Raw genomic sequence first — 18,429 nt, 5'->3', positions numbered from 1 at the left:
GGCTTAAATGATTCATTATGCGTGTGACTATATTGCTCAATATAAGTGCAATATAAATAAAATCCCTACCGAGTTGGTGCTATGAAGTTAATCTCATCGTGATAGTCAAAAACTAATCGTCTGATAATATTAAATAAAAAGCAATCCCAATAGTTGGCATAAATCTTCCAACCTTAATGAAGCTGATAAGCTCATCTAACAGTAGCAGTCGCTTATTAGCTCGCTAGTCATAGTCGAGTTGCACAACAATAGCATCAACATAGCAACACACAGGATTAAAATCCGCTTAGAAAAACCTGAATTTAATACTACAAATATTGGCTCACCGTATACCAGTGTATATGCCATAGCAGCCTTTGGAGTAACATGTTAAACGCGTTAATCCCAATTTCAGCGTTACTGATATCGAATGCCTTCCTATTACTGGGCCATGGTTTATTACTTACTTTACTGCCCATTGCAGCGAGTGAATTAGGATTCAGCGATACGCAAGTGGCATTAACCGGTTCTGCTTACTTTCTAGGTTTTGTCTCAGGTTGCTTAGCAACACCGTACATGCTGAAGCGAGTGGGCCATATACGTAGCTTTGCAGTGCTCGCAACATGCTACTCCGTGGTCATATTAGTATTCCCTTTATTACCAGAGTTTTATAGTTGGATGTTGTTACGATTCCTGATTGGAGTGGTGATTTCTGGCTTGTATATGATTATCGAAAGTTGGTTAAACGGTACATCTACAGCAAGTAATCGAGGTTCAATACTGTCTATTTACACCACATTAAATTTAGTCATGGTGATGTGTGGTCAGCAGTTGTTTAACTTGGGCAGTGCAAGGGAATCCATGCTGTTCGGTTTAGCGGCTATATTCATATCCATTGCGATAATCCCAGTATCATTGACTCGTTCATCTGCGCCCGCGGTCGTAAAACAAGTGACCTTAAATATGGCCAAAGTGTGGAAACACTCTCATGTCGCGCTGATTGGCGCCGTAGTAGCGGGGTTTGTTACTGGTGCATTTTGGGCTTTGGCCCCTATTTACGCTAAAGATAATGGTTTTGACAGTATTCAATTAGGCGCATTTTTATCCGCTACCGTGCTTGGTGGGGCCTGCTTTCAAGTGCCATTAGGTAAATTATCTGACCGTTTTGATCGACGAAGTGTATTGATGTTTACCGCGCTAGCCGGTGCTTTTGTGTCATTATTATTTATCGGTCTTCCCTATGTTGTCAGTACCTTTGGCGGCTGGCCGGCAGCTATTTCGGCCTTTTTTTGGGGAGGAACCTGTATGACGTTGTACGCGATATGCTTAGCTCACGCTAACGACAACGCGACCTCAGAAGACTTTGTTGAAATAAGCAGTGCCATGCTCATCACACTTGGCTTATCGTCTGCCATCGGGGCACCAATCGCATCACTTGCTATGGGGCTAATAGGTGCTCAAGGGTTATACGCCTTTACCAGCATATGCCTCGCCACCTTTTTTATCATCGTGTTATTGAGACGCCGTAGCCACACACTCTCTTCAACGCTCGAAACCAAAGAAAGCTTTCGCGCTGTGACAGATATGGCCAGCCCAACGGCTTATGAAATGGATCCAAGAACAGAAGCAGATGCAGAGAATGTTAGGCCATAAATGCAGCGGATAAACCCGTAATCTGAAATGACAATGTATGAATAATATTGTAGCAAGAACAATGGATAAATAGCATTACAGGTTACAGGCAGCAATCAGTTGATACCTACCTTTTTGCCATTGGATGATCAGGATTTAGCTGAAGTAAATCCCATAAATTGCCGTATAAATCTTCAAACACCGCAACGGTACCGTAGTCTTGTTCTTGCGGCTCACGCACAAAGTGAATACCAATCGATTTCATCCGCTTGTAATCGCGCCAAAAGTCATCGGTATTCAAAAAGATGAACACACGGCCGCCAGTTTGATTACCAATAAAATCCTGTTGTTCAGGCTTTGAAGCCTTAGCCAATAATATCGCAGTGCCATGTGAGTTTGGCGGCGCGACAACAACCCAGCGTTTATCTTGTTCCGGCTGATAAGTATCTTCGATAAGCTCAAAGTTTAATTTGTTTACATAAAAATCGATTGCGTCATCGTAATCTTTTACCACGAGGGCAATATGAACAATATTCTGTTTCATTGTGTTACCTAACGTTGCCCTTTAGGGACGAGTATTGAAATATTCACACTAGAACCGTTCTGCTATTGCGACAATGTTAGCCCACAAGAGTTACCGCTATATTTGGGGTCTGCTTTGTTCTTTGTTCTTTGTTCTTTGTTCTTTGTTCTTTGTTCTTTGTTCTTTGTGCACTAACATAAATCGCACTCTGGCTTTTGTCGATACTAATACCGAGCCGATGGCGGCAGTGTGAAAAACCGACATAAAAAATGCAGCACTTAGGCTAATGCCGTTCACTTAAGGTGAGCGGCATTTTTTCTTTTTGCCACCGGGTAGCCATTTTTACTGACTTTTAGGCACCTCGGATAACTTCTTTCTCGTCTACCTTCTAGCTTAAACTGTTTAGCATTTCTCTCTATGTCTAAAATAAATCTCGGGACATTTCCTGGGGCATATAACGGCATATTGGTGAGCTGATTGATAATATGAGATGAGGCATCTCGAAAGCTCAGTTGATTTGGAAATACGCTTTTAAGCGACTTGGCCATTAAAATCATTTTATAACGTATTAAATTATAAGCTAATAATAACCCCCATAACTCCTGGTGTATCAGCTCTGGAAGGTTGCTTCTCAGCGTAAATCGACTTTCAAGCATATACTGCTTCATCTCTCGATATCCTAGCTCTATTTCCCAGCGGTGAGCATATAAATCAACAATTTCAGCACTAGGATAAGCCATCGGGTCAAGCATTGAACTCAGGATACTGACCTGTTTACCTTTTATCTGACGAGTCGTTAATCTGGCTTCGATTGTGAATGGTAAATCAGGACGCTTCTTTCTCGATTGGGGTGTTGTACTTAGCCTGACAAGCTTATCGTGTTTACCTAGACTGCGGATTTCTTCGTATTGAGTGCCTTTTTTTAACGGTAATAACCAATGGCAGTTGACGCCTTTAGCGCGCCAATCGTGTAATAAACCCAGCGAGTAAAAGCCTTTATCAAACAAGGTTAAGCTGTTGTCGGGCACGCTTTTGATAAGCTTAGCGGCTAAATTCATTTCATTTTCAGCCACACTGTCAAATACACTATCAACAAGCAAGTGACTACTCAGTTCCATCATACAAACCATGCGAACTTGAGGGTAACCTGATTCACTCGCTTTGTTTGCCGTACGTGCAAAAGCCGCACTATTCTCTTTCGTTTCAGGAGTCCTCCAGACTACACCGTCAACGCCATATAGGTTCAAACCACACCAATGAGGATGTTCAGCACGTTGATGCCAAGTGGCGGCAGAACGATGGAATATATCGCGAACGACATCACTTCCCAGTTTTTTTCTGGCCTGTGTGACTGCACTTCTTGCGACATAATCAACCTCTTGTGGCAGGACAATATCAAGCTTATTAATCAATTGACGAACGGATTCATTGCGAAATAAAGACATACCAATAACAGCCCAAACCATAGCGTCCATAGGGAGTTTTCGTCGTCTTAATGTGGCAACACCGTTAGAGTCTAGGCAAGATTGAATAATATCGGGCTCAAGGACATCAGCAAGGCATGAGAACTCTGTTAGGCGGTTAATTGAAGTGCGGGCTAATGCTTCTGAAAGTTCCATAAAAAAATCCGATAATGAAGATTATCGGATTTTGGCAGACTAAAAAGATCGGTCAATAGATCGGTATATTTTTTATAACTTCAGTTCTTAACTGATCGGCATTAAGCACTTAGGCTGCATTTTTATATTGTTTTCATCATGATAATAAACAGCAGAGTTATTGAGGATTCATTAACCCAGGTCCATCATCATAGTGCGGCTACGCACTAGCGCCTGAAACTCTTGTAATTGCTTTTTCGGCAACACTTTTGCTTCTGCAATATTGGCTTTCATAGCATCAACTGGGCGACCATTTACAATGAACTCATAATGTAAATGTGGGCCAGTAGATGCGCCGGTATTACCCGATAATGCAATAACCTGTCCGCGAGTGACTCGTTGACCTTTTTTGACTAAAAACTTCGACAAATGCAGGTAGCGAGTACGCACCTTGTTGTCATGCTCAATCACAATGTAGTTACCGGCGAACGCATGTTTGGTGACCATAGTGACAACTCCCTCACCAGGAGCCACAACTTTAGTTCCGATAGGTGTCGCGAAGTCAGTACCATTATGAGGACGAATACGACCGGTAATGGGATGCTTACGTGTTGGATTAAAGCGCGAACTTAAGCGTACTTTGCGATCTAAAGGAATACGTTGGAATGCAGGGGCTAAGCTTTGACCATTAATATCGTAAAAATTACCATCAACATTTTGAAACGCAGTAATGTCTCGACGGCCCGTATTGATGCGAATGCCTTCAATAGAGGTCATGCCTGTTGGCTCGCCTTCTACAAATTGATCATTAACCAATACAGAAAACGTATCGCCAGCACGAAGCTCACGAGAAAAGTTTAACTTGGCTTTTAAGAGTGATTCAACTTTTTGAATTTCGCCGGCACTTAAGCCTGCATTTTTTGCAGAAACATAAAAAGAGCCGTTGATTTCACCACCGACAATACGATTTTGCCAAATACCATCAATGTTGATGTCTTTTACTTCAAAGCTACCGTCTTCAAAACGGGTGAACACCACTTGATGTGCTGGATTAAAATATAATTCTAATTTTTCTAACTCGCCGTTAGCGTTATCCCAAAACTGGATGCGGTTACCTGGCAATAATGTATCTAACGCTAACACTTCTAAGTCGGCTTCTAGCACTTTATACATGGTGCGCTGGTCGATACCGGCAAGCTGAAACAAATGACTTAAGGTGTCACCCGTTTCGATAACACGGTCTAGAATAGGGGTAACTTGATGAACAGCAACTGGGGATTGATCCTGTAGAGCGATGTGTGGCAATAACGAATCGATATCAATTGCCACTGGAATACGTTGTGATGAAAACTCTTGTTGGGTGGGCCATAACAATGCGGCTCCAACAACAAACACACTTGCAAGCAATAGCTTCTTGTGCAAGTTAGGTAAGTTCAACGAACTTACGTCGGGCCTTTGAAAGCCCATAATTTTACTCGTTAGCAATGTCTAATCCACCCTAAAAGATGACGCTTTATATTTTTTGTTTTTCTTTTACTGCAAATTGTTATTGCGAGGCAGAGATTAAACGGATTAATACTGTGCCTACACGTCGTTTTTGTTATCAATATGACCCAATATTTGATACTACGGCGTCCGGTAAAACTGTTTAAAACACGGACTTTTGCACTCAAATTGCATATCAACGCTCTTTTATATCAAAAAAAAATCATATTACAAATATAAAATGATATTTATTTAATAATTTGTTTGAACTCGATTGCAGTTATCACGGGAGCTTGAAGCAGATCAAACTCAATTAACGGCATATTCATTCGGTAATTTGCTAATTCCAAGCCCGTTCATTTTATTCACTTTTATCTGTACGCTGATCCGCTCTTTCATCGCTTCGATATGGCTAATTACACCAATCATTTTGCCTGATGCATTTAAGTTATCGAGTGCATCTAATGCGGTATCTAAGGTTTGGCTGTCCAACGTACCAAAGCCTTCATCTAAAAACAGTGAGTCAATGCTCGTTTTATGACTAACAAGGTCAGAAAGTGCTAACGCAAGGGCTAAGCTGACTAAAAAGCTTTCGCCGCCAGACAAGGTTCTGGTGTCACGCACAGCGTCGCCCTGCCAGGTGTCGAGCACTTGTAGCTCCAATGCATCGGATTCTTTACGCTCTAATAAATATCGACCTTGCAGCCTATCTAGTTGACGATTGGCTAAAGCAACCAAATGATCCAAAGTGAGGCCTTGAGCAAATTTGCGGAACTTATCGCCTTTTTGTGATCCAATTAACGAATGTAAGTAGGCTAAGTCATCGTAATCTTGTTGCATTTGAGCTTGTTCAATCAGCAGTTGCTGCTGCCCTGCTCGTTTACTTGCATCTTGTTCGAGCTCGTGAGTTAAGCGCCACAGCGTTTGTTTATCTTGTTGCTGCTGTGCGGTTAATGTTTGATGTTGTTGCTCTGTGTCACTATAACGTTGGGCATTATATTGTTGCTGCTCACCAAGTTCCATGAGCTCGGTTTGACGCAGACTGGCTTGCTCAACAATTGTGCTTGCTTTAACAATGTCATTGTCGAGTTGTTGCTTAAGTTGTTGTAACCTTTGGCGCTCTTGTGGAGTGAGTCGTGCTTGTTTAAACGCCGCTTCATCGGCAAAAGGACTGTCTTGCAGTGCTGACTGCCACTGTTGCAGCAGGTGTTGGTAATCTGCAGTGGCTTCATTGGCCTGCGCCGTAATGCTTTGCTGCTGTGCTTGTAAACTGGCAAGTTGTTTATCGGCAAGTTGTAATTGCTGTTCCACCGCCAATAAAGCCTGTTGGCGCTGTGCTAACTGATGCTGGCTGCGTGACTTTTCATCTTCTATCACTTTGTCAGCAAAAACGGATTGGCGCTGTGTTTTAACATTATCCAGCTGAGTTTGCGCGTGAGACACCTGCTCTGTTATCGACGCCAACTGCGTTGTAACTTCTGTCATATGCTGTTGGCTTGCGGTGAGTTTTTCACCGGTGATGGTTAACTGCTGTTGATTATCAACCGCTTGCTGTTGCGCTTGTGTCCATGCATCAAGTTGTTGTTGTAATTGCGTTAACCACTTAGTGGCATCCGTAATATCCGGCGCTGTCAGCCCGCTGGCGTTAATTTGCAAGGCAACGGATTCAAGCGTGTCTGCTTGTTGCTGGTTAAGCGTATCAAGTTGTAGCTCCTGCTCTTGCAATGTTTGCTGCACATTATTGCGTTGTTGCTGCAACAAACCTTGTTGGTTAACCCATTTGCTTAACGCTTGCTCTGCTTGCACACAAACTTGTTGATGTTGATGTAAGGTTTTTTGGCTTTGATTTAGCTGACTCAAGGTTAACGCGAGTTGCTGTTGCTTATGTTCAATCTCAGCGATATAAGTGGTTAATGCGTCTTTGTATTGTAAATCTAATTGCAGCGAGATGGATAACACTTGTGTTTGTTGCAGCCATTGCTCATGGGTTGCTTGTAATTGGGTTTGAGTCTGGCTTAGTTGTTGCTGCGCATGCTCAAGTCTAACGTGTAAAGCCGTTTGCTGGTTTTTAAGCTGCTCACCCTGCTGTTTAATTGCCTCTAATTCCGTTTGCAATTGCAGCGCTCGCTGCTCGGTTGCTGATACATTAAGCGTTTCATAACGCTCAACTAACGGATGCTCCGTTGAGCCACACAAAGCACAAGGCTCGCCGGCGATTAACTTGGCTCGCTCCAAGGTCAAATTGGCAATTTGTTGTTCTTGCTGCAACAGCATTTGCACGTCTTTGACCTGCTGACTTTTCTCACTCCACTGCGCCCTTACCCTTGTTAGCGCTTGTGCTAATGCCTGTAATTCTGTCTCACATTGCGTGGATTGTTGGGTTAGCGCTAGGCATTGCTGTTGTTGCTGCTCAAACTGGTTAAACAACTGACTTAATTGATAGCGGCCAGTTTGCTGCTCCAGTAATAGCTGATACTCAGCATTAATCTGCGCCTCATCTTGACCCGCTAGCAAGGTGGTTAACGCATCTTGACTGGTTGCTTGTTGCGCAGTTGCTTGGGTTAGCGATGCCTGAGCCTGACTTATTTGCGGAGTAAGCTCGCCTAAGGTTGCGTCTGTTTGGTTTATCGTGAGCCGTTGTTTGGCAACATGTTGATTAATGTGTTCACGTTGCTGGTTTAATTGCAGTACCTGCTCATATTGACTCTGCCAAGCAGCGAACTTTTTAGCCACTTCCCCACCTTGTGGCAGGCTATCGAGCTGTTGTTGAATCTGTTGTTTAGTTAAGGTCAGAGACTCTTGCTGCACCTGTAATTGTTGCTGCTGTTGAACCGCGTTTTGTTGCTGTTGCTCAGTATGTTGATGGGTAGAAACCACCTGCGACAATTGATAACTCAACTGTGCGATTTGTTGGTCTAACGGCTGCACTTGTTGATCAATTAACGTGAGTAAGGCTTGGTGCGCCTGAGTCACCTCGTCAAGCTGTTGCTGACTCGCACTTTGCTGTTGTTTGTGGCGGGTTAACACCGTCTCAGCTTGTTGCGTTTGTTGTGTCAGCGAAGTCATTTGCGCGGTTAAACTCACCACTTTGGCTTGGGCCGTTTGTTGTTGTTCAAACAAAGGTGATATCTGCTGGGCAGGTTCGCTGTGCTCTAATTGAATAAGCTCAGCAAGATGACGTTGTTGTAGCAACAGTGCTTGCTGATGTTGCTCACTCGCCTGTGTGAACGCGTTTTTTGCTTGCGCACTGTTATCAGCCCAGCTTAAAAATGCACTTAATTGCGCTAGCTGCTGTTGCTGCGCGTCTAATGCCTGGTTAAGTTGTTGTATTTGCAGTTCCTGAGTGGCGCGCTGAGAGTCATCTAATAGCTCAACGCTGCCTAATTTGGCCTCTAACACTTTTAAGTTGGTTTTAGCCTCACTAAAGTGTTGGTGCACTCGCGCCGAAATTAAGCCATAAATTTCGGTGCCAGTCAGCTCTTCTAATAGTTCGGCTCGATCATTGGCATCGGCATTTAAAAACGCCGCAAATTGCCCTTGAGACAACATCATCGATTTAGTAAAACGCGCAAAATCAAGGCCAGTGATTTCTTCGACTAATTCGGTTTTACGTTTAATTTGGCTGGCGAGGATTTTACCATCGCTTAATAATGCCAACTCAACTTGTGCATCTTGCAAATTACCGTCGGCTTTATCACGCGAGCGACGTTGGCTCCAAAAAGCGCGATATGCCACGCCTTTGACTTCAAACTCGACTTCAGCTAAACATTCTGCTGTGCCGCGTGTCATCAACTCATTAGTGGTTTTAGAGATATTATTTAATCTTGGTGTACGATGATAAAGCGCTAAACAAATGGCATCTAAAATGGTGGTTTTACCCGAGCCAGTTGGGCCAGTAATCGCAAACAAGCCATTTTCGGCAAAAGGTGATTGAGTAAAATCAATTTTCCACTCATTTTTCAGTGAATTAATGTTTTTAAAGCGAAGGCTTAAAATCTTCATGCTTGCTCACCTTCTTGCGCATCATCTATTGTGTTCGCGGTCATGTGTAGTTTGTGAGTAGATTCTTGCATTACATGGCTTGCTGAGGTTTCAGGACGATTACGCTCTGACTCAATCTCGGCGACCACTTGATTAAAGCAATTGTGAATCCGGCTAAGCTGCACTTGTTGAGCTTCACTATCAAATTGCTCTTGAGCTAATCTGCGAGCAAACACCTGGCTGACACTAAGCTCTGATAAGGTTTCATTATCAAGTTGTTTAATATGCTGCTGACGTTGACTGCGGGCACGTTTTAACTGCAATACCTCAACGGCTTTATCTTGAGTGAGTTCGGCAATGCGCGATTGCAGATCAGATAAGTAGTCTTGCTGCGATATCTCAATACTTAACCATATCGTTTGCTCGCCTGTAAGCTTGTCATCAAACGCAGATAACTGCTGTTCAATACTGGCCAAATCACCTTTTAGCACTTGCATAGCTTGAAACATTGGCACCATTAATGGCGTAACGGTGCTGAGTTTTGCATCAGTAAACTCAACGAGAAAAACAGATTTATTGCCTTGATGTTGACTCGATAATTCATCAAAACTTAATGGAATAGGTGAACCGCTATAACGAATATGTTCAGACTTAGCCACCACTTGAGGGCGATGAATATGGCCCAGGGCAATATAATCAGCTGGCGGAAAATGCGAGGCGTTAAAAGCATCTAAACTGCCGATATAGATATCACGTACCGACTCAGATGTGCTGGCACCGACTGTGGTTAAGTGGCCAGTTGCCACTATTGCCACCGGTGTTGCTAACGTTGCATTTAATGCACAGGCTTGCTCAAAACACTGCTGATATAAATCACTAATGGCGTCACCCAGTTTGCGCTGCTTGTCTAAAGACGATTCTCCTGACTCACTGAGCACCATGTCGCGCGGTCGCAAAAACGGCAGTCCACACAAGATAGCACCCACTTCACCTTGACGGTTTTTAAGCGGAATAACATGCTCACTTATACTGTCAAATGCCCCGGGGATAACGGTGGTGTTAAGGCAGGCTAACAGGTGTCTTGACTCATTGAGGGTCGACACTGAATCATGATTTCCGCCCAAAATAATCAGTTGGCAACCGGTTTGTTGAATTTGCACAATAAATTGATTGTAGAGCGCACGGGCATAGCTAGGCGGTGTGCCAGTATCGAAAATATCACCTGCAATAATCAGCGCATCGACTTGATGCTGCTCAATTTGGCTCAGTAGCCAATGCATAAATGCTTGATGCTCTGCAGCGCGGCTTTTGCCGTAAAAATATTGGCCTAGGTGCCAATCTGATGTGTGAATAATGCGCATAACATCCCTTTAATTTGAAGTATTGCTTAATGCTAAATAGATTGACGTTTTACCGCTTACAACAGTGCATTTACATATATTGTGACCACAACAATTTGATGCTCATGCCCAATGACATAATCACCACCAGCGGCTTAATAATTTTAACACCTTTGGTGACCACTAAACGTGAGCCCAGTGTTGCGCCAATAGATTGCCCTACCAGCATAATTAGCCCTAAAACGATAACGACTTGACCACCAATTAAAAAAAAAATTAATGAAGCAATGTTGGTAGCAAAGTTTAGTAATTTGGCGTGAGCCGTTGCTTTAGCAAGTCCAAAACCGGCAAGTGATACAAAGGCTAAGGCAAAAAAGCTACCGGTACCTGGGCCAAAAAAACCATCATAAAGGCCAACACCTAGCGCAGCAGTAAAAGCAAACATAGTAGGCGTAAACACTTGCTGGCGATCATCTTCACTGATCTTTTTAGAAAACAAAAAGTAACAGCCAATCGCTAAAATTAAAAATGGCAGCACTAACTCAAGAAGCTTTGCATCAATCATTTGCACAAAGATAGTACCAATGGCCGCACCAACAAAAGCACATACTAACGATAACTTAATGCTGCTTAAATCAACCATGCCTTTGCGGACAAAATACAAGCTGGCAAAAAAGCTGCCACCACAGGCTTGGAGTTTATTGGTGCCTAACGCAGCGGCAGGAGGTAACCCGGCCCACATTAAGGCAGGTATAGTGAGTAACCCACCGCCACCAGCTATTGAATCAATAAAACCCGCAATTAAAGCAACAGCAAATAAAATAAGCGCAAGTTGGAGCGTGAGTTCAAACATGGAAATTCTCGTTATTAGCGACAAATGTACTGTCTGTATGACAATAAGCAAGGCAGTATTAGACAATCTTTAACGTCAAAATACAAAGCGTTCCGGTAATTTATTCTCGTTGGCTTAACTCACGCCATGATTGCGGTTTAGCACTGCATTGGTATAGTGACCAGCTTAGTGAATATTTGCCATAAGGTTTATTATGATTGTTATTACTGGCGCCAGCAGTGGCCTAGGTGCAGCCCTGACTCAACAATATGCAGCAGATGAATGCTCACTGCTCATTAGCGGTCGCAGCGAACAAAAACTGGCAGCGGTAACCGCTAAGCTTACCCCTACTCAGCAAGCTAATGTGGTAACCCAAGTCGCAGACTTATGCATAGCAGAAGATGTGCATCATTTATTTTCGAAATTGTCAGCACCACCAACAACGGTAATTCATTGCGCGGGTAGTGGTTACTTTGGCCCTATTGAACAACAAAGCCCGCAAGCGATTAATCAACTCATTAACAACAACCTGACATCAAGCATTTTGGTATTACGCGAGCTCGTCAGTCGTTATCGTGAACATAAGGTTAATGTGGTAGTGGTAATGTCAACGGCAGCACAAGCGGGCAAAGCCAATGAGTCAACGTACTGCGCTGTAAAATGGGCAGTAAAAGGTTTAGTTGAATCATTGAGATTAGAGTTAAAATCAAGCCCAATGAAGTTGATTGCGGTTTATCCTGGCGGAATGGCAACCGACTTTTGGTCAACAAGCGGTAAGGACATCGACACATCAAGTTTTATGACGGCCGATGAAGCAGCACAAATGCTAAAAAATGCTTTAGTCGCAACTCAGCACGGCTATGTATCTGATTTAACCATTAACCGTGGTTAACTTGCGTCAATATTAGCGCAACATCCTTACGGATTTGCCACTCACGAGTGCGCGAGGTTTATTCTTTAGGCAACATTGGCTTTGTTGACCAATACCAGCAATATATCCAACCAGCTGGCGCAAAAATAACATTGAGCAAAATGGCATAAAAGCCAATTAACGGTAAGTTTGTCGTTTTGCCCTTGGCAAATCTCAAGGTAAAAAATACCATGATAACGGTGATAACAAATATAATTTGGCCAATTTTTGTGGCATTAACATCCATGGTATTCCCTTAATTTTTCCCTGTATCATCAAGATTATTATCGTTAAAGTAAGCAAATGATACGTTTAGCACTCATTTATAACAGGCTACTACAATGTATAAAAAAGTCATCTTAATATTAGTCCCATTGAGTATTATGCTGTGCTTATCAGCATGCGCAGAATTAAAACAAACGGGCAAAGAAATAGGTCACACGACAAAAAAAGTCACCACCGCCATTGGGCACGGCACACGCGACACAGTGAAAGCCATTGGCCGAGAAACCAAAGAAGTCGTTGAAGAAATCAAAGAATAGCTTGTTATACTATTTCCATTAATCCATCAGTTGGTTAGTCGATTGATGAGCTGACAAGTTAAAAATAAAAAAGCCGTTAATGCTGGGCATTAACGGCTTTTTTATTCAATGAGGGATGACTCAATGAATAGGTAAAACGCGGCTGTACTAGTGGTGGCAATGCTCACTGCATTCGTGATCATCTTCATCATCAGCAAACTCGTCGTCGCCATGTTGATGCTGCATAACACCCCAACCGTCTGAAACACCATCAAACTCTTGTGCAAACGTATTCAATTCGGTTTCTTTGGCAACAAGTGCTTTATATTCTGGCACCATGTGAAGGCATACAATCACTTCCCACTTGGTACTTTCTTCGTCGAAATTAAGCTCTAGCTCACCGTTCATGTCGGTTTTACTTAACGCTTCGATAGCGGATTCAGCATCACGTTGATCGTCAAATACCAAAAAGAAATCAACTTCGAGTGATTGAGTTAAATCAATACCGGCTTCAGCCATAGCCGCCAGCATTTGGCCGTTGTCATCATCTGGGAATTGCATGTATTTGTCCTTTATTGAGCAGCAACAATTTCAATGTTTGCACCGTTAAACGAAATAATATCGCCAACAACGCATTTTTTACGTTTACGCGTATCAACGTCACCGTTAACGGTCACTTGTCCTTCAGTAATGACGTGCTTGGCATCGCCGCCGCCATTGACTAGGCCTTGTACTTTTAATACTTTGTACAGTTCTACGAATTCATCACCTGGAAGTAATGCAAACGCTTGAGTTTGAGTCGTCACAATAATTGCCTTTTATTCAAAATATGCCGGCTATTATAGCCTATGCTTGTTTAGCAAGCATCAAGCATTTTGAGTGGATTGGGTTGACGATACACATAACCTAAATCACGACAAATTAACTGGCCATCAATCACTTTACTCGGTTGTGATTGTTGATTAAATTCTGGCGCAGTTAACCCAAGATGCTTTGCCGCTGCAACATAAAACTCACCACGAGTAGGATGAATTGGCGCCGCTAGATTATAAATGGGTAATGTATCCTGTGTTGATAAAATTAAACTAACGGCAGCGATACAATCCTCAAGATGCACTAAATTAACCGCGACATTCGCACCACTGACATCAGATTTACCAGCAAAGAAACGTCCTGGGTGACGCTTAGGACCAATCAAGCCAGAGAATCGAACAATACAACTGTTAGCCATTGAAGCAAACATCGACTCGGCTTGTAATAACGTCTCACTCATGCCATTAAATGCACTGGCATCATCTTCGTTCGCTGTTTGGTCAAGCGAGGGATAGACACCCGTAGTGCTAATAAATATCACCTTTTGATACTGCCTCGTACCCATTAGCGATTTAAGCTCGGTTAAATAAGCAATGTAGTCAGATTCTCCACGGCGTAACCCAGGAGGAATATTTATCACAATGGCGTCGGCATCAAACAATGATGAAGCTTTAGCATCAAGGGTGACATTGGCTAAATCTAGCTGATAACCTTCAATACCCATTTGCGGTAATGAAACTAAATCATCAACATGACGTTTTGAGGCTTTAACCTGAAAACCTTGGTTTATGAGGTGCTTTGCCAAAGGAAGCCCAAACCATCCACATCCAATAAGGGTTATTGTATTCATTGAGCCTCGAGCCGTTTTAGTGATTAAAATGATTAAAATAAAAGCTAATTGAATTATTGGCCTGGAGTGTTTTAATTGCACCTTCCGATAACTCTTCTAACTTAATGACTTCTTTAACCTGCACATCTTCGTTAATTAAAAACCGAAAACTGGCCTCGCCGCCAGTGATATCACAAGACCATACATGCGGTTGTTTAACGTCAGCGGTGGTCATCATGACTTTAGCGATGCTGTCATCGGTTAAGCGCACTATGGTACCTGGCGGATAAATACCTAATATTTTGACCAATACCGAAATGAGTTTATCACTGTGCTTACTACTGTGATTTTTAAATAAAATCCCCAGTGCTATTTGTGGCGTGTGGTATTTGGACAATAACGTTTCGTAATCGTTGGCCAATGACACGACTTGGGTAGTGATTAACAATTTGACTTCATTTAAACCATCGGGATAGCCGCTGCCATCAATAAACTCATGATGATGCAAAACAATATCGAGCATCGCATCTGGAAACAACCCGCTTCGTTTTAACATTTCAAAACCAAAGTTCGGGTGTTTTTTGAGAAAGTTAGCTTCAACATCCGTTAATTCACCGCGCTTACGCCTAATGTCTTCTGGCACTTTAAGCTTACCGATGTCGTGAAATAAACTGCCTAATGCAATGTCGCGCACTTCGGCTTTTGACAGCTCCAGAGCATGGGCAATCATCATGGCCAATACTGCCACTGAAATGCCATGATGTGTGACACTCTTATCGGCTTCGCCACTGCCTACAAGAGTTAAGTGCGGGGTTTCACTCTCGTATAAATGTTCAACTAAGTCTTCAACTAAGGTTGCCGCTTCACGATAAGTGCCTTCAGGATCGCTCACCACTTTTCCAAACACGGTACGACTGTCATTGACCGATTTAACAAAACGTTGTTGGCTAATTCGCATACTTTTTTTAACCAGCGGGCGGTAATCCACTTCTTGAACGGGTTCTTCTTGCGGTTGTTCTATTTCGATAGGGGTTTCAATGACAGGCAATAAATCATGGCCAGCAATCACATAAACAAAATCAACATCGAGACCTTTAATCATCTCAATTTGTACTTGTTGTTCTAATTTCACTTTACTGCGGAAAAATGGATGGCTGGTCCACGACAAAGGCAGCTTCACGGTTAAACCAATAACCATTTGAGAAACAGGTATTTGTGTTAATTCTGCTTTAGCCAAAGTCGTGTTCCTTTCACATTCGCCAAGTCGGGCCTGAGTGATAATGTCATTATTACACTAACATTGTCGTTATCTATGTCGTTTATATCTCATAATTTGGGTGCTGACATTGCATATAACTCCGTCATTTCACTGCTAAATCGCTTACAACGACGTGTTTGTATCAGTGTCGGTTTTCGATGCATGAGCCACATCGCTATCTTCTAAGCTCCAATCTGCAAAGTAATAATGCAACCGCTTTGATTTTAGTACATAAATCACAGACCAAAATAAAAAAAGTGCATCAAGCGAGTAACCCACTTTAAATAAGTAATCGTCATGTACTATCCGTTGCATTAAAAACACCGCATCTAAAATGAGTAAAGCCCATAACAACCAAATACTTCGGCTAAATAAGGGCCTTAACATTACCCAGCTGCGTTTTCGCTCTGCTATCACTAATCCATAGAGTAATACTGCACCCACTCCAGCAATTAATGCCAGAATAAAATCGCTTTTTTCTGGGTAAAACAAACGCACTAAACCTGAACGGTCATTAAATTGAGTCAGTGAAGCAATAAAGATACACCAACCACGCGCTAAAAAGACCAAAATCAAATATAAAAATAATGGCGGTTTAATGTGGCCGCGCTCATCGAGCCAGGTAATATGACTAAAATTCACAATAAGCTCTTATCGGCAGCCAAAGACATCAATACAGTGATCATCTTGAGTAAATTAATTGCTTGCATTGAGTAAGTCTAATAACCCTTGCTCATCGATCACTTTAACACCTAACTCTTGCGCTTTAGCCAATTTTGACCCCGCGGCTTCACCTGCAACTACGCAATCGGTATTTTTAGACACACTGCCAGCCACTTTGGCTCCCAAAGCTTGTAGCTGTGCTTTAGCATCATTGCGGTTAAGTTGCGTCAAAGTGCCCGTTAACACCCACGTTTGGCCTTTAAGGCTTAATTGTGATTCATCTGCTTTCTCTATCGCTGGCCAGGTAATGCCCGCGGCAAGTAATTGTTCAATGACTTCAATATTGTGTGGTTGTGCAAAAAACTGGCTAATGTGTTTTGCCACAATATCACCGACATCGCTCACTTCCAGTAGCTGTTCAACATTGGCGCTGCGGATACGTTCAAAATCGGCAAAATGTTGAGCTAAGTTCGCAGCGGTGGCTTCACCAACCTCACGAATGCCCAAACTGTATAAAAATCTCGCCAGCGTAGTGGCTTTGGCTTCTTTAATGGCGGCAACTATGTTAGTGGCCGACTTCATGGCCATGCGGTCAAGCATAGTGATAGCCGATGCAGTGAGTGAAAATAAGTCCGCGGGGGTTTTAACGAGCTCTTTATCAATCAGTTGTTCAACAATCTTATCGCCCATACCATCAATATTAAGCGCTTTACGCGAAGCAAAATGTTTAATCGCTTCTTTGCGCTGCGCTTCACAGAATAAGCCGCCACTGCAACGCGCAACCGCTTCACCTTCTAATCGTTCAACAATACTTTGGCACACCGGGCAATGCAGCGGAAATACAATCTCTTTGGCATCTTCAGGACGTTGTTCTAACACAATCGCGACAATTTGTGGGATAACGTCGCCTGCACGGCGAATGATGACTGTGTCGCCAATTTTGACCCCAAGACGGGCAATTTCATCTGCGTTATGTAATGTTGCGTTTGACACGGTTACGCCACCAACAAACACCGGTTTTAACCGTGCAACCGGTGTCACTGCGCCCGTTCTGCCAACTTGAAAATCAACGGATTCAAGTAAGGTCATTTCTTCTTGTGCAGGGAATTTATAGGCAATGGCCCAACGCGGTGCTTTAGCAACAAAACCTAAAGACAACTGCTTAGTAATGTCATTAACTTTGATGACGACGCCGTCGATTTCATAATCAAGCTGACTGCGACGAGTCATAATATCTTGATAATAAGCAAAGACTTTTTCAACACTGTCACAAACTTTCACTTCTGAGCTCATCGGTAACCCCCACTGCTTGAGTTGGGTTAACTGGCCAAAATGGGTCATTTGCATTGGTTGCGATTCACCTTCAACAACCCCAAGCGCATAGGCGTAAAACCCCAAGGCGCGTGACGCGGTGATTTTGCTGTCTAATTGGCGCAAACTGCCTGCTGCGGCATTACGCGGATTAACAAAGACTTTATCACCTTTGCTCATTTGGCGTTGGTTGAGTGCCTCAAATGCGGCTTTAGGCATAAACACTTCGCCGCGCACCTCGACTAATTCAGGAAAACCTTCGCCGCGTAGTTTTAATGGGATAGAACGAATAGTACGCAAGTTTTCGGTAATATCTTCGCCAACTGAACCATCGCCACGTGTCGCGGCCCGTTCAAGCATGCCGTTTCGGTAGGTAATCGATACCGCTAAGCCATCTAGTTTAGGTTCGCAAACATAGTCAACCTGGTCGACTTTATCGGTAATGCGTTTATTGAAAGCGTCAAAATCGCTTTGCTCAAAGGCATTATCTAAACTCAGCATGGGCTTTAAATGGGTGATTTGAGCAAATTTTTGCAATGCTACACCGCCCACTCGTTGGCTAGGCGAGTCTGGCAAAGTCAATTGCGGATATTCACGTTCAAGCGCGATCAAACGTTGCATTAATCTGTCGTATTCAGCGTCAGGGATCGAGGGGGCATCATCAACATAATAGCGAATATTGTGCTGATTGATGGTCTGAGTCAGTTGATCCATTTCGGTTTGAATTGCGTGCATTTGGGTATCCGTCGTCATA

At 43.0% G+C, this 18,429-nt stretch carries 16 protein-coding genes; 3 read left to right on the top strand and 13 right to left on the bottom strand.

All coding sequences use genetic code 11. The annotated features are described in order from the left end of the window. Positions 1-366 precede the first annotated feature (366 nt). Positions 367-1,632, top strand: a complete 1,266-nt coding sequence (locus ACROAE_RS13855) for an MFS transporter (RefSeq protein WP_432402710.1) — start codon at positions 367-369, stop codon at positions 1,630-1,632. Between the two features lie 106 nt (positions 1,633-1,738). On the opposite strand, the gene ACROAE_RS13850 is transcribed toward ACROAE_RS13855, so the two are convergent. From ACROAE_RS13850 to ACROAE_RS13825, 6 genes are all read right to left on the bottom strand, one after another. Next, positions 1,739-2,155: a VOC family protein gene (locus tag ACROAE_RS13850; protein WP_432402708.1), complete on the bottom strand. Its 417-nt coding sequence runs from the start codon at positions 2,153-2,155 to the stop codon at positions 1,739-1,741. Positions 2,156-2,427: 272 nt separating this feature from the next. Next, entirely contained in the window at positions 2,428-3,753 is a 1,326-nt protein-coding gene (locus ACROAE_RS13845; protein ID WP_432402706.1) for an IS4 family transposase, read from the bottom strand. 171 nt (positions 3,754-3,924) lie between these two features. Continuing rightward, positions 3,925-5,199, bottom strand: coding sequence for a peptidoglycan DD-metalloendopeptidase family protein (locus ACROAE_RS13840; RefSeq protein ID WP_432402704.1), 1,275 nt, complete (start codon positions 5,197-5,199; stop codon positions 3,925-3,927). A 327-nt stretch (positions 5,200-5,526) separates the two neighbouring features. Beyond that, positions 5,527-9,219 (bottom strand): AAA family ATPase, encoded by a 3,693-nt coding sequence (locus ACROAE_RS13835; protein ID WP_432402702.1) that lies wholly within the window; start codon positions 9,217-9,219, stop codon positions 5,527-5,529. Beyond that, entirely contained in the window at positions 9,216-10,559 is a 1,344-nt protein-coding gene (gene sbcD, locus ACROAE_RS13830; RefSeq protein ID WP_432402700.1) for an exonuclease subunit SbcD, read from the bottom strand. The genes ACROAE_RS13835 and sbcD overlap by 4 nt, the downstream gene beginning before the upstream one ends. A gap of 70 nt (positions 10,560-10,629) precedes the next feature. Next, on the bottom strand, positions 10,630-11,391 hold the full coding sequence (locus ACROAE_RS13825) for a TSUP family transporter (RefSeq protein ID WP_432402698.1): 762 nt from the start codon (positions 11,389-11,391) through the stop codon (positions 10,630-10,632). A 193-nt stretch (positions 11,392-11,584) separates the two neighbouring features. On the opposite strand from ACROAE_RS13825, the gene ACROAE_RS13820 reads away from it, so the two are divergent. Then, entirely contained in the window at positions 11,585-12,262 is a 678-nt protein-coding gene (locus tag ACROAE_RS13820) for an SDR family NAD(P)-dependent oxidoreductase (RefSeq protein ID WP_432402696.1), read from the top strand. 58 nt (positions 12,263-12,320) lie between these two features. Here the strand turns inward: ACROAE_RS13820 and ACROAE_RS13815 are convergent, their stop codons facing one another. Continuing rightward, a complete protein-coding gene (locus ACROAE_RS13815) occupies positions 12,321-12,527 on the bottom strand; it encodes a hypothetical protein (RefSeq protein ID WP_432402694.1) in 207 nt (68 codons plus the stop codon). A 94-nt stretch (positions 12,528-12,621) separates the two neighbouring features. Here ACROAE_RS13815 and ACROAE_RS13810 point away from each other — a divergent pair, with 94 nt between their 5' ends. Further along, positions 12,622-12,822 (top strand): hypothetical protein, encoded by a 201-nt coding sequence (locus tag ACROAE_RS13810; RefSeq protein ID WP_432385170.1) that lies wholly within the window; start codon positions 12,622-12,624, stop codon positions 12,820-12,822. A 147-nt stretch (positions 12,823-12,969) separates the two neighbouring features. On the opposite strand, the gene ACROAE_RS13805 is transcribed toward ACROAE_RS13810, so the two are convergent. The 6 genes from ACROAE_RS13805 to ligA all read right to left on the bottom strand — a co-directional run bounded on the left by ACROAE_RS13805 (position 12,970) and on the right by ligA (position 18,410). Then, positions 12,970-13,362: a ribonuclease E inhibitor RraB gene (locus ACROAE_RS13805; RefSeq protein ID WP_432402692.1), complete on the bottom strand. Its 393-nt coding sequence runs from the start codon at positions 13,360-13,362 to the stop codon at positions 12,970-12,972. Positions 13,363-13,373: 11 nt separating this feature from the next. Then, a complete protein-coding gene (locus ACROAE_RS13800; RefSeq protein ID WP_432402690.1) occupies positions 13,374-13,607 on the bottom strand; it encodes an RNA-binding S4 domain-containing protein in 234 nt (77 codons plus the stop codon). A gap of 50 nt (positions 13,608-13,657) precedes the next feature. Beyond that, positions 13,658-14,464, bottom strand: coding sequence for an NAD(P)H-binding protein (locus ACROAE_RS13795; RefSeq protein WP_432402688.1), 807 nt, complete (start codon positions 14,462-14,464; stop codon positions 13,658-13,660). Between the two features lie 16 nt (positions 14,465-14,480). Continuing rightward, positions 14,481-15,680, bottom strand: a complete 1,200-nt coding sequence (locus tag ACROAE_RS13790) for an HD-GYP domain-containing protein (RefSeq protein WP_432402686.1) — start codon at positions 15,678-15,680, stop codon at positions 14,481-14,483. 144 nt (positions 15,681-15,824) lie between these two features. After that, a complete protein-coding gene (locus ACROAE_RS13785) occupies positions 15,825-16,343 on the bottom strand; it encodes a DUF2919 domain-containing protein (protein WP_432402684.1) in 519 nt (172 codons plus the stop codon). A gap of 54 nt (positions 16,344-16,397) precedes the next feature. Continuing rightward, the gene (ligA, locus tag ACROAE_RS13780) at positions 16,398-18,410 is read right to left on the bottom strand and encodes an NAD-dependent DNA ligase LigA (protein ID WP_432402682.1); all 2,013 of its coding nucleotides are present in this window, start codon (positions 18,408-18,410) and stop codon (positions 16,398-16,400) included. Between the last annotated feature and the right edge of the window lie 19 nt (positions 18,411-18,429).

This window comes from Shewanella sp. MF05960, from assembly GCF_050849305.1.
GTDB lineage: Bacteria > Pseudomonadota > Gammaproteobacteria > Enterobacterales > Shewanellaceae > Shewanella.
The sequence above is the reverse complement of the archived record's forward strand: the minus strand, read 5'-3'. Positions and strand labels throughout refer to the sequence as shown.

Coding starts and splice junctions, on each gene's coding strand:
- ligA (WP_432402682.1), bottom strand. CDS start 18,410: ATGCACGCAATTCAAACCGAAATGGATCAACTGACTCAGACCATCAAT.
- ACROAE_RS13855 (WP_432402710.1), top strand. CDS start 367: ATGTTAAACGCGTTAATCCCAATTTCAGCGTTACTGATATCGAATGCC.
- ACROAE_RS13835 (WP_432402702.1), bottom strand. CDS start 9,219: ATGAAGATTTTAAGCCTTCGCTTTAAAAACATTAATTCACTGAAAAAT.
- ACROAE_RS13795 (WP_432402688.1), bottom strand. CDS start 14,464: ATGAATACAATAACCCTTATTGGATGTGGATGGTTTGGGCTTCCTTTG.
- sbcD (WP_432402700.1), bottom strand. CDS start 10,559: ATGCGCATTATTCACACATCAGATTGGCACCTAGGCCAATATTTTTAC.
- ACROAE_RS13810 (WP_432385170.1), top strand. CDS start 12,622: ATGTATAAAAAAGTCATCTTAATATTAGTCCCATTGAGTATTATGCTG.
- ACROAE_RS13825 (WP_432402698.1), bottom strand. CDS start 11,391: ATGTTTGAACTCACGCTCCAACTTGCGCTTATTTTATTTGCTGTTGCT.
- ACROAE_RS13850 (WP_432402708.1), bottom strand. CDS start 2,155: ATGAAACAGAATATTGTTCATATTGCCCTCGTGGTAAAAGATTACGAT.
- ACROAE_RS13845 (WP_432402706.1), bottom strand. CDS start 3,753: ATGGAACTTTCAGAAGCATTAGCCCGCACTTCAATTAACCGCCTAACA.
- ACROAE_RS13815 (WP_432402694.1), bottom strand. CDS start 12,527: ATGGATGTTAATGCCACAAAAATTGGCCAAATTATATTTGTTATCACC.
- ACROAE_RS13820 (WP_432402696.1), top strand. CDS start 11,585: ATGATTGTTATTACTGGCGCCAGCAGTGGCCTAGGTGCAGCCCTGACT.
- ACROAE_RS13805 (WP_432402692.1), bottom strand. CDS start 13,362: ATGCAATTCCCAGATGATGACAACGGCCAAATGCTGGCGGCTATGGCT.
- ACROAE_RS13840 (WP_432402704.1), bottom strand. CDS start 5,199: ATGGGCTTTCAAAGGCCCGACGTAAGTTCGTTGAACTTACCTAACTTG.